At 56.1% G+C, this 15,803-nt stretch carries 12 protein-coding genes and 2 pseudogenes; 9 read left to right on the top strand and 5 right to left on the bottom strand.

All coding sequences use genetic code 11. The features are described 5' to 3' along the window. Nucleotides 1–89: 89 nt before the first annotated feature. Both KTT_RS00065 and KTT_RS00060 read right to left on the bottom strand, forming a co-directional pair. Nucleotides 90–806: an alpha/beta hydrolase gene (locus tag KTT_RS00065; protein WP_218030794.1), complete on the bottom strand. Its 717-nt coding sequence runs from the start codon at nucleotides 804–806 to the stop codon at nucleotides 90–92. A gap of 514 nt (nucleotides 807–1,320) precedes the next feature. Next, a complete protein-coding gene (locus KTT_RS00060) occupies nucleotides 1,321–2,532 on the bottom strand; it encodes an IS256 family transposase (protein ID WP_126599298.1) in 1,212 nt (403 codons plus the stop codon). A gap of 176 nt (nucleotides 2,533–2,708) precedes the next feature. Here KTT_RS00060 and KTT_RS00055 point away from each other — a divergent pair, with 176 nt between their 5' ends. Further along, the gene (locus tag KTT_RS00055) at nucleotides 2,709–4,304 is read left to right on the top strand and encodes an ISL3 family transposase (protein WP_126594041.1); all 1,596 of its coding nucleotides are present in this window, start codon (nucleotides 2,709–2,711) and stop codon (nucleotides 4,302–4,304) included. Nucleotides 4,305–4,419: 115 nt separating this feature from the next. Continuing rightward, nucleotides 4,420–4,881, top strand: coding sequence for a hypothetical protein (locus tag KTT_RS00050; RefSeq protein ID WP_126594040.1), 462 nt, complete (start codon nucleotides 4,420–4,422; stop codon nucleotides 4,879–4,881). 82 nt (nucleotides 4,882–4,963) lie between these two features. Here KTT_RS00050 and KTT_RS00045 read toward each other — a convergent pair whose 3' ends face one another. After that, a complete protein-coding gene (locus tag KTT_RS00045; RefSeq protein ID WP_126594039.1) occupies nucleotides 4,964–6,247 on the bottom strand; it encodes a hypothetical protein in 1,284 nt (427 codons plus the stop codon). Between the two features lie 140 nt (nucleotides 6,248–6,387). Here KTT_RS00045 and KTT_RS00040 point away from each other — a divergent pair, with 140 nt between their 5' ends. Together KTT_RS00040 and KTT_RS37595 are read left to right on the top strand one after the other, a co-directional pair. Further along, nucleotides 6,388–7,215 carry an AAA family ATPase gene (locus KTT_RS00040; protein ID WP_160145540.1) on the top strand — a complete coding sequence of 276 codons (828 nt, stop codon included), beginning with the start codon at nucleotides 6,388–6,390 and terminating at the stop codon, nucleotides 7,213–7,215. A 33-nt stretch (nucleotides 7,216–7,248) separates the two neighbouring features. Continuing rightward, a pseudogene (locus tag KTT_RS37595) lies at nucleotides 7,249–8,085 on the top strand (protelomerase family protein); the annotation flags it as partial. Between the two features lie 577 nt (nucleotides 8,086–8,662). Here KTT_RS37595 and KTT_RS37590 read toward each other — a convergent pair. Further along, complete coding sequence (locus tag KTT_RS37590; protein WP_371864888.1) at nucleotides 8,663–8,977, bottom strand: integrase core domain-containing protein; 315 nt, start codon at nucleotides 8,975–8,977, stop codon at nucleotides 8,663–8,665. A gap of 95 nt (nucleotides 8,978–9,072) precedes the next feature. On the opposite strand from KTT_RS37590, the gene KTT_RS36900 reads away from it, so the two are divergent. Further along, nucleotides 9,073–9,240 carry a hypothetical protein gene (locus KTT_RS36900; protein WP_235845536.1) on the top strand — a complete coding sequence of 56 codons (168 nt, stop codon included), beginning with the start codon at nucleotides 9,073–9,075 and terminating at the stop codon, nucleotides 9,238–9,240. 95 nt (nucleotides 9,241–9,335) lie between these two features. Here KTT_RS36900 and KTT_RS37585 read toward each other — a convergent pair. Then, a pseudogene (locus KTT_RS37585) lies at nucleotides 9,336–9,449 on the bottom strand (IS3 family transposase); the annotation flags it as partial. Nucleotides 9,450–10,297: 848 nt separating this feature from the next. On the opposite strand from KTT_RS37585, the gene KTT_RS00020 reads away from it, so the two are divergent. The 4 genes from KTT_RS00020 to KTT_RS00005 all read left to right on the top strand — a co-directional run bounded on the left by KTT_RS00020 (nucleotide 10,298) and on the right by KTT_RS00005 (nucleotide 14,545). Beyond that, complete coding sequence (locus KTT_RS00020) at nucleotides 10,298–10,534, top strand: hypothetical protein (RefSeq protein WP_126594035.1); 237 nt, start codon at nucleotides 10,298–10,300, stop codon at nucleotides 10,532–10,534. Between the two features lie 226 nt (nucleotides 10,535–10,760). Beyond that, complete coding sequence (locus KTT_RS00015; protein WP_126594034.1) at nucleotides 10,761–12,848, top strand: hypothetical protein; 2,088 nt, start codon at nucleotides 10,761–10,763, stop codon at nucleotides 12,846–12,848. Between the two features lie 16 nt (nucleotides 12,849–12,864). Continuing rightward, nucleotides 12,865–13,494, top strand: a complete 630-nt coding sequence (locus KTT_RS00010) for a hypothetical protein (protein ID WP_126594033.1) — start codon at nucleotides 12,865–12,867, stop codon at nucleotides 13,492–13,494. A gap of 82 nt (nucleotides 13,495–13,576) precedes the next feature. After that, entirely contained in the window at nucleotides 13,577–14,545 is a 969-nt protein-coding gene (locus KTT_RS00005; RefSeq protein WP_126594032.1) for an SUMF1/EgtB/PvdO family nonheme iron enzyme, read from the top strand. Nucleotides 14,546–15,803: the final 1,258 nt, after the last annotated feature.

Genomic DNA, 15,803 nt, shown 5'->3' with positions numbered 1-15,803 from the left:
CAATGTTTCTCCATGCTGTGTGCAGGTGCTACTCACGCAGGATATTTATCAATATCAGGACGTGTGCGTCGTACTTGCAGCAAGTATTGTTAGCGGTTAATGCCTCGGGCCGCATCAAAAATCAATTCGGCAACCTCATACGGATGGGAGACAGGAGAGGCATGGCTTGAGGGGACCTCGCGCGTGGTGGCTTTGATTCTGCTGGCCATGAAGCGTTCGGCCTCCGGCTGGATGGTGCGATCGTTGGCTGAGACCAGGTACCACGAGGGCAAGCGCTTCCAGGCAGAGGCGGGCGATGGTTGCTGGAAACAGACCAGCGCGGTCGGATTCTGCGCCACCGCGAGTCCTCGCGCCTCGATTTCGGGGATATCCTGCACAAAGTTGGCGCTGAAAGCTGGCGGATCGATCCACACGAAGCCATCGCGATACGAGGGGCCGAAGTGCGCCGAGGCCGGGGAGGCTGGGAACTTCCCATTGAGGTCCAGCACGCTCTCCCCCTCCTTTGGTGCGTAGGCCGCGATATAGACCAGGCCCGCCGCGTTGCTTGCCTGCGCCCCGATCCCGCTGATCACGCTGCCACCATAGGAATGGCCCACCAGCAGCGTCGGACCCTGCAGCGAGGCGAGCGCGCGCGTTGTGGTATCGATGTCATCCTGTAAGGATGTCAGTGGATTTTGTACCGCCAGCACATTGAAGCCTCTGTTCTGTAGCTGGGGGATTACCTTGTTCCAGCTGGAGCCATCCACAAAAGCTCCATGCACCAGTAAGATATTGATGCCTCTACCAAAAGTATCGTTCATATTCATGCGTAAATAGGTCCCTTCGTGCTTTCTGAAAACTGTTCTTGACGTTACCTGCAGGCACATTGACCAGGGATAACACAGTAAAACAGCGGAGACGCACCGGTCTTTGTGTCCTATGGAAAGCATACCCGCAGGCTCCTTGGATGCAGAGATCGTTACCTATCGTCTATCCATCGCTTGATATCCTGGCGGGAAAATTCGGCCGCGTGGGCCAATACTGTCAGCTTAATAACATGCAAAGAGATAAATAGATGCAGTACGTGCGGGGCTTGCCCCCGCTTCTGTGCATCCACAAGGTAAAGCTTCTTCAAAGCGATCAGAAACGATTGCGTGTGATGCATCGCATCATGCTCGTTGCTTTTTCGAGCGGCGAGCAAGCAAGCGGGGGCAAGCCCCGCACGTACTGTGGTATTTTCTCGTTTTGCATGCTCCTGCGCTGAAGGTGTTGGTCGCGAGGGCAGAAGCTACGGTGTTTCCGTGTTTGAGTCTGTCAAGACTTTTGTGTATGTATTTTGCTCTATTGGGGAAAACGCTCCCCAAAGAGCAAAGCAAAGCAATTGAGCGCTGGCACCCAATGGTAAATGGGCATGGTCCACTTTTTGGCAATATTGAACATGGCCAGGTACACGACTTTGTAGACGGCTTCCTCGGAGGGGAACATGCGGTGGTTCCGTGTCACCTTGCGCAATGACATGTTGACTGACTCAATTGCGTTGGTGGTATAGATGACTTTGCGAATATCTTCTGGATAGGTAAACAACGGGATAACATGGCTCCAGTGGCTTCTCCATAACTTACTGATGCTCGCATATTTTGGGTCCCATTTCTCTGCAAACAGTTCTAACTGAAATTCCGCTTCCATTTCCGTGGCGGCGGCATAGATCTGCTTCAAGTCGGCGGCCACCTCCTTGCGGTGCTTGTAGGACACATATTTGAGCGAGTTGCGCACCATGTGCACCATACACAGTTGGACCTGGGTCTGCGGATAGAGCGTTTCGATGGCTTCGGGCAAGCCAGTGAGCCCATCCACACAAGCGACAAACATATCTTTGAGTCCCCGATTGTGCAACTCGGTGAACACGGAAAGCCAGAATTTGGCGCCTTCGTTGTGGCCTAACCACATTCCAAGCAATTCTTTTTGGCCCTGCATGTTGACCCCTAAAGCCAGATAGAGGGCGCGATTGATGATGCGCTGGTTCTCCCGTACTTTGATCACCAGGCAGTCCACGTAGACAATCGGGTAAAGCACCTCCAGCGGGCGATTCTGCCACTGACGCACCTCATCAAGCACGGCTTCGGTGACATTGGAGACAAACGTGGCTGAAATGTCAACACCATAGAGCTCCTGGATCTGCGCTTGAATATCACGGGTCGTCATGCCACGGGCGTAGAGCGCCAGGATCTTCTCGTCAAAGCCCTCCAGCCGTGTTTCATGCTTGGGGATCAAGACAGGCTCAAAACTGGCATCACGATCCCGTGGCATGTCAATGCTCACCACTCCTTGTGATCCTTTGAGGGTTTTGCGGCTGCGTCCATTGCGGACGTTGGTGCATTCTTCAGTGCGCTTGCCATGCTTAGGATAGCCGAGATGTTCTTCCATCTCTGCTTCCAAACAGCGTTCGATCAACGCGCCAGTGAGTTGTTTGAGAAATCCGCCTTCAGCGAGCAGCTGTTTCGGATCGCTGCATTCTTTGAGCAGTTCATCAATGAGTTCGCGTCGAATGGTCATACGTTTTTTCTCTTCTTCCATCTTCCTCATCCTATTATACGTTACGTCTTACGTATCACGTATTACGTATTATTTACACAAAATATTGGCTCTTCCGCACTTTCCGTGCTGGGCTTGCAACCCCTATTCGTAGAAAAAGATGGAGGGAAATTGTTTTGCCTCCAATAAAATCATGAATGAGGTGCTCCTTCTTGCCAATGCTTCCGTTCTCGTTATCCGGTTTTGCCATTCAACACATCACACATATCAGGGAGATCCTAACTATTACGGCCTGTGCCACTAGTCCCACAGCGGCTTGCCCATCTTGCCAACACGTTTCGTCTCATATCCATAGTTATTACACACGCTCACCACAAGACTTGCCGGTCAGCGGTCACATTGTCCAGCTTGTTTTACGAGTGCGGCGTTTCCGCTGCTTGAATCACACTTGCCAGCGACAAACCTTTGCCGAACGCTTGCCTAGTCTTCCCGTTTCAGCCCGGCAAACGACTCGGTTAGCAACATTGCTGGATGGCATCGCTGTTGTTCTCAGTGGACAAGCAGGCTCACGACTCACCGAGCAATTAGCCATGCCAGTGAGCGCCGATACACTTCTCCGACGAGCCAAAAAGAAGGCCCCACCGTCACCAACGCCCCGAATCCTGGGTGTGGACGATTTTGCTTTTCGACGCGGGCGCACCTATGGGACGATCCTCATCAATTTAGAAAGTCACCAACCAGTTGATGTGCTGGAAGATAGGAGCGCAGAAACCTTTGCCGACTGGCTCAGGAAGCATCCAGGCGTCGAAATTATCAGCCGAGATCGTTCCAAGGACTACCTACGTGGGGCAACTGAAGGCGCACCACAAGCCCAACAAGTCATAGATCGCTGGCATCTGTTAAAAAATCTTCGGGAAGCTGTCGAGCGATTTCTCAGTCATACCCAAATGCCAGAGGAGGTAAGAGCGGAAATCAGCTTGACGATTGCGCCGCGTCAGAAGAGAACCAGTGGCGAGCGAGCTCGCTCCGAGGGCTCACGAAACCGACGCCTGGCACTCTACAATCAGGTGGTGGAGTTATCCAAGCAAGGAGGGACTATTCAGGGGATCGCCAGACAACTCCAGATCAGCCGGCAAACGGTTCGCAAGTTTGTTCAGGCCTCCACTTTTCCTGAATTTCAGCGAGTTCCTCGCACCAAGAGCGCGATTGACCCATATCGCCCATATCTGCAAGAGCGTTGGGAAGCAGGATGCCGCACCATCGACCAGTTATGGAAGGATGTGCAAGAGCGTGGATTTACTGGTAGTTGGATGATGGTCTACCGCTGGGTTCAACTTCAACAGGACGAGAGAGCTGAGGCAGCCGACCAAACGCAACAAAACACGCAGACGAGAACAAACAAACTGGCTCCGCGCCATCTTGCCTGGCTGTTTCTTCACAATCCTGAACATCTGGAGAAGCAAGAACGAGAGGCCCTTGCTCTGCTGCGAAAAGTACCAAGCATCGAAACAGCCTATGGATTAGTCCAACAATTTGTCGTGATGCTCACAGTGCACAACGCCAAACCACTGGATACCTGGCTCTGGGACTGCCAACTGAGCGGGATTAGCGACCTGGTGACCTTTGCTCAGGGCTTGGAAAAAGAAGGTTCTGCTCTCCACGCAGCGTTCACTCTTCCGTACAGCAATGGACCTGTCGAAGGAAAAATAAATAAATTGAAATATATAAAGCGATCCATGTATGGGCGAGGTGGTTTCCCGCTCTTACGCCAAAAGGTTTTGAAAGCTGGATGATGGAGCACGGAAAGTGCGGAAGAGCCAAAATATTTTACACACTCGAACGAGGACCAGGGAGATCAGGGGCAGGTGCAGAGCCCCCTGGCGTTGCTCTTCACCGGGGGAGGGTGGTGTGTGTGAGCACTGTGATGGTGGAGGAGCCTGCTACCAGGAACGGGAGCGTTTCCCTCGGATGGTGGCGCGGCCCCATGGTATCTGCTGGGAGAACCTGCAGGCAGGGGAGGAGGATGAACGGGCAGCGGCGCGCTACGCTCCCCGGCATGACGTTGCGCCACCCTGCGCCGAGGCGGCATTTCTGAAGAAACCTATACGATATCGAACAGTTTTTGTCTGCGCGGGTGTGCGGGAGACAGGGGAGCGGGAGGATAGAATCTGCCCCTGGGCGAATGGTTTCGAGCCTGCCGTGCTGGATCCAGCGGTGAACCGTCGTCGCATCACCGCGGAGGATGTTGGCGACGTCGAGCGTGGTGAGAGCGTCAGACATCCTCTGTGTGCGGATGGAGCAGGAGCAGACGTGATTGCCAGGATCCCTGGATCTGCGGATGTGGACGCGGGAGGGAGCGGGGGAGGATGAACGGGGAGAGGAAAACGAGAACTGCCGAGAGAGGGTTGCAGGGGAGCCAGGGGGCTTACAGGTATAGGTTTTTTGGGGAACGTTAAGCGCTGGCCCGTTCACGAGCTCGGGCTCGGCGCTTACGCTCCTGTTTCTTCTCCCGCTTGTGTCGCTCTGAGGCGCTTGGTAGCTTTCTGGGTGGTTGCATGTCTTGCGGCCATGGCTCATCGAGCATCTGCCCCTGCAACAACGGCTCGTCATTGAGCACGGTTGCTAGCACCTGTAACCGCCCGCGTACCACACAACTCAATCGACGCACTCGCGGCTGATGGTTGGGCCTGCAGCGTTTCTTGCGCGCAATATGGCTTGCAGGCAACTCCTGCTCACTGTTTGCCGCTCGCTGCTGTTCTTCAGCGACACACCCCATGCTCACACTCATCAGTTGGGCAACTGCCATCGCCAACCACAAACGCTCCACACGCCCTGCTTGCGTCATTTTACTGTGATGCCATCCCCAGAGTCCCCGCTTGAAATCTTTGTACCCCGTTTCGACCCAGGTGCGCATGCGATACCAACACACCTCAGCCTCCTGCGGAAGCAGATCCGTCAGCACGACCCAGGGACCCTCGTAGCCTTCTTCCCAATGCACCAACACCGTCGCGTTGACCCGCGCCTGCTTGCTCGCGAAGCACTCCACACGCCCTTTCCACGATAGACCAGGTGTGGGCACCCACTGCGCGATCATCTCAAAGTCGTCTGAGCCAACTCGTCGAGCTTTACAGTTGCCGTTGATCCGTAAGAAGGGATGCCAGCCGCAGGTGCGAATCCCTTCATAGAGCCACTGGGCATAGAGTCCGCGATCAGCCATCACGATCACGAACCACTCTCCAGGCACACACCCGTGCAGATGCGCGAGTAAGCCTTCCCAATGCGGTCGCCAGGACCCTTTCTCATGCGCCCCCAACACTTTCCAGGCCACTGGAATACTACAGGAGCGAAGAACCACACAGATCGAGAGCACTGTCCAGCGTTCTCCCAGGGTGGTGGCATCAAGGGCCAGTGCCATACGGCGCGTGTGAGGTCCACAGCAGCGCACCACCCATCGCAACAGGGAAGCAAAACAGGTGGAGACCTCGATCTCCCGTCGCTTGTCACCGCATTTGTCATGTGCATCCAGATACCACTCCCGTAAACGTTGAGCTACTGCGTCCTCGGATTGACCCAGGACACACGCGAGCAGAGCACTGATCTGCGACCATCCACAAGCGCCCAGCAGCGTCATGCCAACGCTCCAGAGGACGAGCCCGTTGAGTTGCGATGAGCGAAGATGAGGAAAGGCCGTTGACACCTGGTCCGACCATTGCGATAATAAATGATGGCGATTCATGTTTTCTCCTACAAATGATGTGGAAATCGTTTTGTATTATAGCAGAAAACCATGACTCGCCAGGTTTTTTCCTCCTTCTCCAAAAACCTATACTTGAAAGGAGCCAGGGGGGACCGCCAGCCGGGCAGTCAGTGCTGCGTGTGGGAGAAGAGCACGGCTTGGAGATCCCCTTCTCCACGTTTGAGCAGACGCGGGAATATCGTCGTTTTGTGCAGGTATGTGAAGCTGCCCGTCGGTATCGGTATCTGGTGGTGTGTGTGGGAGATCGTGGGGTGGGAAAGACGTGGGCGGCGCGAGAGTATGCTCAGTGGGCAGCTTTTGAGCGGTTGTTGATGGCCCAGGGGGTGGCCTTTCCAGCGGAGTGTCCGATGCCACGAACGGCCTACTATCGCCCGAAGGCGACGTCCACGCCCAAGAGTATTGAGCAAGATCTGGCCTTGCTGCTGTGGGGCCTGCAGATGATTGCTGATCATGCGAGTGCGGTGGCGCAAGAGAGCGGGCCGATGTCAGGCATGATTCGTCCTGATGGAGTGGGTGTGGTGATGGTGGATGAAGTCGATGGCCTCTCACAGGCGGGCCTGGAGGTGCTGCGGGATGTCTTTGATCGGAGTCGCGTAGGAATGGTCTTGCTGGGCCGTTCTGGAAGTGCCGAGCGGTTGCAGAAGATGGCAGCTCTGTCATCGCGTGTGGGGGTGCTGCATGCGTTTGGGGCCCTTGGAAAACCAGAGACATGCGTTTTGCTGGAACAGCAGATTCAGCAAATGGGGTTGTCGCTCTCGGAAGGAGCAGCCGAAGCCTTTGTGCAGAAGACGGAGGGCAATTTTCAGGAGATGTACCTGGTACTCTGCCATCTGGATTATTTGCTTCTGCGTCATGGGACCTATGTGGTGACGGCTGAGGTGATAGAAGAGGCAGGAGATCGCCTGTTGACGCAAAAGAATGTGCAGCGTTTGCGCAAGAAGCGCTAGTGCGTTGTTGGCGTGGACGCGTCGTACGCAAGGATGGTGAGGAGCATGGCAAGCACGTGGTTAGAAGAGCGTTGGGAGGTGTTGCTGCCGAGGCTGGCAGCCATTGGGGTGGAGCAGGAAGAGGAGATGAAACGGATCTGTCAAGAGGAACTGGAGGTGTGGCGTCGGCGGCCAAGTTTGAAGCGAGCGATCTCGTTGCAGAAGCCGTTAAGCGAAACGCGGAACCGTATTCGGGAGGTGCTGCCACTCACGGAGGAAAATGGATGGTACAATCCCAAATCGAGTCAGAAGGAGCACCTGGCCCTCAAATACCTCAACTTTTCGACCGAGGAATGGATCCAGATGCAGATGCCCCGCGAGGAGAAGGTAGAGACGCGTCGTGAGCGTCCGCTGCCTCTTGCGCGCCCCTGGGATGTGCTGAAAAAAGTGGAGCAGTTGTTGCAAAGCCAGGCATGGCCCGAGTTGGTGGTTGGAATTGGCCTGTCTACTGGTCGAGGGATCGTTGAGATTCTGCACACGGGACATTTCACGAGGAAAAGTGCCTATAGCCTGCTTTTTGCGGCTCCAATGACCGTGTATGAAGTGCTGTGTGTGCCCTTTGAGGTGCCGACCCTGGTGCGTGTGGAGGTGGTGCTTGCGGCAGTTGATCGTGTGCGCCAGTACTTTGGGAAGCATTTTCAGGGTCTGCGACGGCGAGAAATCAGCCAGCAGTGTCGGCCCCAGATCCAGGAGGCGGCCTATAAACAGGCCTGGAGCCTGGTGCCTCTACGCCCTGAAGAGCGCAATGCCTACAAGCGCTTGGCCCATGAGGTGTATCCGCAACTGGCGGCCTGGTTATACTGCCCGACCAACGTCGACCCATTGGTCTATATGGCCACCATTGAGTATCATCGAAAGATCTTGGAAGCGACGTCTGAAGAGGAACGTCTCACTTTGGCCCTTGCTGCTGGATATCGGGAGTATGTGGTGATGGATACAAACGGTGTGGAAGACCAGCGACACGGCATTCGGCTGGGAGAGCCAGGCGTCGAAGTGCTTTCTGTATTTCAAGCAAACAAGCCAGACGAGGAGTTCCCCCCTGGCCATGTCTGGACACTGGAGGAGGTAAAGGCTGCCCTCGCGGCCGATCCGAACATGGATGATGATTGGGATGCGGAGGACCTGGAAGTCTTGCGCCTCTCGCTGTCAACGGTGATTCTCGGGAAGGATGGCACCATTGATCGGCGTCGGGGCATCAAACTGGGAGAGCCAGGTGTGAGAGTGTTAGAGGAGTTTCAACCAAGAGATGAGGAAGAAGGAGAGCGACCAGTGAAGGATGATCTGGAGACGCTTTCGCTCCCACCTCTAATGGACGAAAAGACGGCTGTGACTCGAGAGGAGGTGCAAGAGAGGAAGGAAGATGCTTCTCTCCCCCATCTTTTGGCCTGCTTTATCTATGAGGTTCAGGTCAATGTGATCGAGAATGATCCCCCAGCGGAGATTCTCGATACCCTGGCAACATTGATTGAGCATGCACCTGTGTTCGTGATGGAGCTTGTGGAAGGCCTGCGGCGCATGTCGCCGGAGGATCAGGAAGAGGACTACCCTTCTCGCCTTCCCACTTGTGTGGACGGTGACGCTGGAGAGAGGCATAAAATTCGGTCAAATTCTGCTCCGCCTCCTCAAAAGAACAGTATTCCTTAAGATACACTTCTTCCTGTTTGAGTGTTTTAAAAAAGCTTTTCGCTTTCGCATTGTCATAGGGATTGCCGACCGCCGACATGCTGATCTGCGCGCCAATGCCTTCAAGCTGCTCCACGTACGCTCGGCTGGCGTATTGCACACCTCGATCGGAATGATGGATGAGACCAGGAGCGGGTGCTGTTCGGCAAGGGCGTGCTGAAGGACACGGCGAGTGAGCTGAGTTGTCATATCCCGGGACAGGTGCCAGCCAACGCAGCGGCGGGAGTAAGCATCCAGAATACACGCCAGATCCACAAACGCATTTTGCAAACGGATGGAGGTAAAGGCGCCACCCAGGCTTGATCCGGGGCTGAAAGGAGAACATCTGCGAGCCGGTTGGGATAGACGGGAAACCCATGACACGAATCCGTGGTGATGATTACAAAACGTTTCTTCAGATGACACGACAAGGATTCTTCGCGCATCATCTGAAGCACATGCTTGTGGTTCACACCCCATCCTTGCCGATGCAATTTCCGGGTTACGCGCCGGTATCCATAGCCTGGTGTCAGCGCCGGTGTAATTACGAGCCGATTTAGAGGCGTTTTCTTTCAATGGCAGGGTGAGTTTAGCAGGCTTCTCACGTGGTATCAAGGCCGCTGCGCTTCCCCTTGACACCACGTGAGAAGCCTGCTCAGAGAATTTTTGTGCCATTGAAGCGAAAAAAATGGTTATTTCTTTCTTGTCTAAGAAAGGATTTATTTCAGCCCTAAACCGGCTCGTAATTACGTCGGCGCTAATACCTGGAAACTGCAGGATGATGTGCTCAATCCTATCTCGCAGCGCAATGGCTTCCGGATCCGTATCTAGCTGGCCCAAACGCTCGTAGTACCAACTGCGATTCACTTCGAGCAGATCACACAGCCGTTCAATTGCAGGTAGATCAAGAAGCGCTGGCGACGATGATCGGGATAAGGGAGGGAAATTTTCAACGGCAAAAGCATGTATTGATGCAAATTGAGAGGATCGTGCAGATGAACCCGCAGGCGGAGGTGGTGAGGAAGGAGGTAGTGGAGGCAGCGTGGGAGCACCTGGTCTATGGGCGAGGGTGAGAAGAGAGGGAAAAGGCAAGCAGAGGAGCCAGAAGACAGGAGAGGTATCGAGCAGGTACCTCTCCTTTTGTGTGTATGAAAGAGGAGCGCGGGAGAAGGAAAGGGGTTTGACAGGCAGGAATCTCTCCGCTATAATGCATCATATAATGCTATAGTAAATCATAGAATGTATTTAATTGCGAAGGCACGAAGGAAAGGAGTGGACGGGTATGATGAACCGACGGATCGAGCTGCGTCCAGCGGGGATGTATGTGATCCATGAGGTGGGAGTGCATCCGCTGGAGTTTGAGGGAGGCCATGGGTGGTAGGTGCAGTATCGCGATGAGCAGGGACAGCTGCGGTATGGGTATGTGGTGAAGGTGGATAGGGATGGGCGGCACCTGGAGGTGATGGATGCGATGGCGTATCCGCCTGCTCCGACGCCGTTTGGAGCCTGGAAGGAGACGATCGCGTTTGAGGCGGTTGAGATTGCCGGGAATGGGTTTGATTGTCTGGGGAAATGCCCGGTGCTGGAAGGGCTGACCAAGGAAGAATGTGGAAGATGAGTGATCTTCCGAGGGAAAGCAATGGCGCATCTCAAAGAGAGGTTTCTGGCTGATCCTGAGTGTGTGGGCGTGTACCGAAGAAAAGCACAAGAGATCGTGGATGAAAGAGTACAGATAGGCCAGCAAGTCGGAGGAGAGAAGTCCTGTCCATGTGGATGGATGAGAGGAGCATACGTCTGATGAATAGTGCATCGTATGATGAACAGAGGGAGAATCGAAAACGGAGATGGAGCGAAAGAAATTTGGGGAGCCCGTGCAGACGGCGACGGTGGTAGGAGCAGCCTATGGGATTCACCGGACGACGCTCACACAGGCGGCGAAGGCGGGCGTACTGGGCCGGAGCGCGTATCGGTCGGGAGACGCCTGGCTGATCAAGACGGATCATCCGGATTTCTGGGAGTGGCTGCGGGGGCATGAATATCATCCCCGCGTGAAAGGGTATCGCAAACAGCAGGCAGCCAAAGCGGCCCAGCAGCGTCTGCTGGAGGAAGAGGGAATGGACGTGCCACCACAGGAGGCCCATGAGATGGCTGGTAGCCCGACAGTGCATCAGGAAGCGCGGCGGGAGCCAGAGCAGAAGCAGCAAGAGGCTGTGACGAAGGAACCACCAGCGGAGGGAGATCGACGAGCTGCACCAAGCTCAGGTGGGGATGCACCGATGGATCGTGCACGTCATGGTGATCCAGTGCGTGAGCCAGATCTGGTTGTGTCGGTGGTGGAGGATGCAGTGGATGAGGCGGCAGGAGCCACAGAGGCAGGTGTGTCAGCACGTCGCCAACGGCGATTGATCGCGTATATGGATGTGCGCCGCGGGGAGGGAATGACGGACGCCGGTGAGCGTTTCACCTTCGGGGCGCAGGCCTCGTTATCGGAGGTGTTAGCGGCGGTACCGCAGTTGGGTGATACGAACCAGGTGCGTCTGTGGCTCTGTGGGGAATTGCCGACGGATACCAGTGGCTCGTATGAGGGCTGGGTGCTGGCGAGGGAACTGCGGCAGCGGTACACGACCGGTGCGCGCGGGCACTATCTCTCCGATGAGCGTCCAGAGGAAACCGTCGCTCGCTACCGACGGCGAGGCAGCGAACAGGAGCTGGAGATTCGCCACGTGTTCTCGTGGTTCGGGACCGAGTGTACGGCGACCGAAGCCTACGAAGCGATCCGCTTGCTGAGCAGGTACCTGCAGGCCACCTTTGGAGAAGAAGCGAGCGCGTACGCCACGCCAGCGCTGACATTCCAGGCGCTGTGGACACGTTTGAATCGCCTCCAGAAGCGCAGCTTTGCGCCACTGCCGGCCCCGATCCGGGAGACGATCCGGTCCCACGCGGGGCAGGGCCGGATTGAGCTGTGCACCTTGCCGGAGCTGAAGCGTCTGCCTGGCCTGTACTACTACGACGGCATCTTCATGTACAGTGCGCTGGCGTGGGGATTACCGACGGAGTTGGCGATCCATGACAGCCGCAACGAATACGCCGGGAAGGTGGCAGCACGCTACCGTATCCGCTACACGATCCCGACCGACTGGCAGCATCTGGGCCTGTTCATGACACCCCGCGATGCTATCACCGGGAACCAGAGGGATCGACACACCTGGAGTTTCCCCGGAGCAGAGTCTGCTGGCCAGACCTATGAGACGTGGGTGGACGGCTCCGAACTGGACGTGCTCTCGAGCGCCTACGCAAGTATCGAAGAGGGCTTTGCGGTCTGGCGTATCACGATCCTGGAGCGGATTGTCTTCAAGGCGGAGAAAGCCTCGACACAGAAAAAGCCATTGGACGGCCTGGTCGAAAAGCTGGCGAACCTGCGCGAGAAGGTGGAACGCGATGCTTTGGAAACCCCCGATGACGCCCGACTCTATCAGCTGGTGCGCGGTGGGATCCGTAATATTGTCCTGCATGGCATTGGCACGTTCAACCGGTCAAGCCGCAACGTGACATACATCCTTGGGATAGACGAGCCGGCCCCTGATGGATACAGCAGTCGCCGGGAGATTGACGATACGACGGTGTGGTACAGTGTGCCGGCGGCAACGGAAGGCTACAGCCAGCAGTTTGATCACCCGGAATGGGCGGCGCAGGTGTGGGCGCGTTGTCGTGCCAGAATGATCAAGGCCGCGCTGACGCTGCCACGGGAATCGATCATTGCCATCCGCACGGACGCGATCGCGCTGACCGAGGAACACCCGGACTGGAACACGAACACGAAGCGAGGCACGTTGCGGCTGAAGTGGGCGATCCGGCAGTCGGTGAACGCCCCGCATACCTACGAAGCGCTGGATCTGCTGCAGCGGCAACAAGAGAAGGAACGGGACCGGTAATGAGGGAGAAGAAACCATGGCAGAGATGACACCGGCGGCCGAGGCGATCGCGGGATTACTGGCCGGGGGCTGGACATATGCTGAAATTGGGCGCTCGTTGGGGATCAACGGTTCGAGCATCCGGCAGGCGATTCATCCCAGTCCGGGCCAGCGCCAAAAACCCCTTGCCAAATACGTCCCGGTCCTCCAGCAACTGCAAGGGACGGCGCCAGGCACCAGGCCCGCGACACTGCCAGAGCGACGCAAAACCAAGAGCGGAAACGTGGCCAGCGTGCGTAAAGGCATTCGTGAATTCAAGACAAAGCAGGGGGAGACGCAGTACGCCGCCCGCGTGAAAAAGGGGAGTGCCACGCTGCAGAAACTGCTGGATCTGGCCGCCCAGACCGGAAAAAACGTGCGCTGGGACGTGCTGTTTCAAACGATCCGTACCATCAGCGACGCCACGAAATCGGGGTGGGTAACGGGCAAACTGCCTGATGGCTGGACGGCCGCCACGCTGCTCTCACGCATCGCGCAGCCCCAACAGGGCGACAGTTGGAAACCCGGTGATGTCAGTGGTGCGCTGATAGCGTTAGCCAAGGAACAAAACGAAGGCGTTGTGTCAGCCACGGGTGGCCGGGAATTTAGCATCTTTACGATTCCGTAGCCTCGCTGGTGCGTAGACACGGTGATCTGTTGATACCCAAAAAGGAACCAGTTGGCCTTCGTTCGAGAAAGGAAGGACAGAGATGGATCAGGAGATGGCGCGCGTGCTGCAGGAGGTGGCGTTGTGGGATGCGTGCTCGCTGACGGACTGTGAAGCCGTGGCCCATGCGGTCGAGCAACGGCTGCCGTCGCTATGGGAGTTGATGGGCGTGGAGACGTATGAGGTAGGCGGCCAACGACATGCGATTGCGTTGTTTGCCTGGAGGCCGCCTTCAACATCCTCAGCAGTGACGTATGCGCTGCTTCCCGGTGGGACCGTGACACTGGGCTATGATCGCAGGGCGCCTCTTGCTCCCGATAAAGAACTGGTGCGTGACTGGTGGGACACGCGAATGCTGAGCCTGCATGGGGAACGGGTGACTTTGGATGGCGCTCTGGTGAGAGAGATTATCCCCATGGGTGAGAATGCGTTGGCGGCCGAACTGGCGGAACACCTGCTCCCACTGAGAACGGTCACCCTGGCCCCGTTTTTGCTGGAAACAATCGCGCAAGAAGCTGAGCAGGTGCTTCCCGCGCCAGTGCTCACCTACGAGCGGTATCGCTGGAAGGGGAAGGACTCCTGCTATTTCACGCGCTCCATCCATCGTGCGTTGCCACATCGTCACGTAGTGGCGTTTCTGAAACAGCAGGGATGCCGTCTGCCCAGTGCGGATGAATGGGAATATGCCTGTGCGGCCGGTGCTCGGAGTCTCTTTTATTGGGGAGATGGACCGTTTGCTTCTGGAGAAGATCGCCCCGTGGATCCACCGGCTCACAATGCGTTTGGCGTGAGGATCGTGACGGATTCGTATCGTTGGGAATATTGTCAGGATCCCAGTATGATGCGAGGAGGTGATGGAGGTGCACTGGCCTGTAGCGGTGAAGGGGTACTCGCATCATCGCTGCCGCACGCTTCTGCCTATGCGTGCCGACTGACTGATAAGCAGGTGAATAATGGGGTGTTCGGTCCCTGTTTTCGTCGTGTGTTTGATCTTCCTTTTCCTCTGGCTTGAGGAATGCTACAGCCTAGCCAGCGTTCGCCTGCTGTGCTTCCCATGCTGTGGCGATTGCTCTCTGCGAGAACGCTACAGGACGCGCATCTTGCCCCGACTGCTGCCGTACAGCACACGTCCCACCTTCCTGCCTTCCTGCCGCTTCTCAGCGCATGAGACGCCCCTTCACGGGTAAGAGGAGCGCTCTCACTGGCCCCACGTAGCCCCGTGGCTCCCTCTGTTGCTATGACGGCCCTGCCGCGCGCTCTGGCGGCTGCCTGTCTTTTGCTCCTGCTTATGGCTTCCCAGAGAGCACCTCTGCCTGTTGGTGAGACACGTTGCCCCTCCCAGATACGGCTAGCTATGCGCCTGGCTGGCAGGAATGCGCCCACTGGCCTCTGTTTAGAAAGACTCCCTGAGACGGGAGGAGGGATGGTTCTGTTGTCACAGAACCATCCTCGAGAAGATATGAGCATGGAAGCGAGAGCACGGCAAACAGTGCTGGAAGAAGAGTGATGTCATGAGAGAGACAAGGGAGAGCGATACACGATACGTTGCAAGGATTCACCCTGGCGAGAGAGACGAACGAAGAGGCAGACACGATGAAGGGGGAGCCTGGGTAGTGCTGTGGACGTGTGATTGGGAGAGAGAACGAAAGGAGTGGAGGATGACATAGATGCAGAGAGAGGGCTGGAGAGTAGGGGGAGAGATATGTGGGGATCGAGAGGAGAGTACTCCTCTCGAACACACCCCAAAATGCAAGGCGTGGAGCGGTTGGAGCACCAATCTGTTTGGATGGAATCAATGCGTCTGGTTACTGGCTGTCACGAGAAAAAAAGGGCCAGTTGGCGGCTCTCACCCATGAGAAGTGCGTGTCGCTGGAGGCATGATAAAGAAGGCATGAGGATATTTCTTCCAGGTGAGAGAGGAAGCGCGACAGCGCGGCCCTCATAGTGCGTGTGATTCAATCGGCGCGCTGAGAGACTGCTGAGAGCCTTGTGGAAAAGAGAAGGGTACTGATGGACGCAGACGGAGAAAAAAGTGCTCTCAGCGATTTTTGTGGGTGATACCCCTCGGGGGAGAGAGTAACCCCCGATGATACTTCGTATAGCACCGAAAAGAGGTGAGTAGAATGATGTGCATGGAGAGTGTAAATATGAGTATGTATAAAGTGGAATGGTGGCAAGTGATACTGCAACATGGTAAGACAATGATGGACTGCAAGATGAGCGACAGCGAATCGACCGAGCGACTGCGACAGCAGGAGAGCGCTGCCCCC

The sequence above is a fragment of the Dictyobacter aurantiacus genome (genome assembly GCF_003967515.1).
In the GTDB taxonomy this organism is placed as follows: domain Bacteria; phylum Chloroflexota; class Ktedonobacteria; order Ktedonobacterales; family Ktedonobacteraceae; genus Dictyobacter; species Dictyobacter aurantiacus.
This window is presented reverse-complemented; position numbering and strand designations above follow the sequence as displayed.

Bases quoted from the DNA above. Each gene is read 5' to 3' on its own strand.
- KTT_RS00005 (WP_126594032.1), top strand. From the start codon at position 13,577: ATGGATCAGGAGATGGCGCGCGTGCTGCAGGAGGTGGCGTTGTGGGAT.
- KTT_RS00045 (WP_126594039.1), bottom strand. From the start codon at position 6,247: ATGAATCGCCATCATTTATTATCGCAATGGTCGGACCAGGTGTCAACG.
- KTT_RS00015 (WP_126594034.1), top strand. From the start codon at position 10,761: ATGGAGCGAAAGAAATTTGGGGAGCCCGTGCAGACGGCGACGGTGGTA.
- KTT_RS00065 (WP_218030794.1), bottom strand. From the start codon at position 806: ATGAATATGAACGATACTTTTGGTAGAGGCATCAATATCTTACTGGTG.
- KTT_RS37590 (WP_371864888.1), bottom strand. From the start codon at position 8,977: ATGTCGGCGGTCGGCAATCCCTATGACAATGCGAAAGCGAAAAGCTTT.
- KTT_RS00060 (WP_126599298.1), bottom strand. From the start codon at position 2,532: ATGACCATTCGACGCGAACTCATTGATGAACTGCTCAAAGAATGCAGC.
- KTT_RS00010 (WP_126594033.1), top strand. From the start codon at position 12,865: ATGGCAGAGATGACACCGGCGGCCGAGGCGATCGCGGGATTACTGGCC.
- KTT_RS00055 (WP_126594041.1), top strand. From the start codon at position 2,709: ATGAGGTGCTCCTTCTTGCCAATGCTTCCGTTCTCGTTATCCGGTTTT.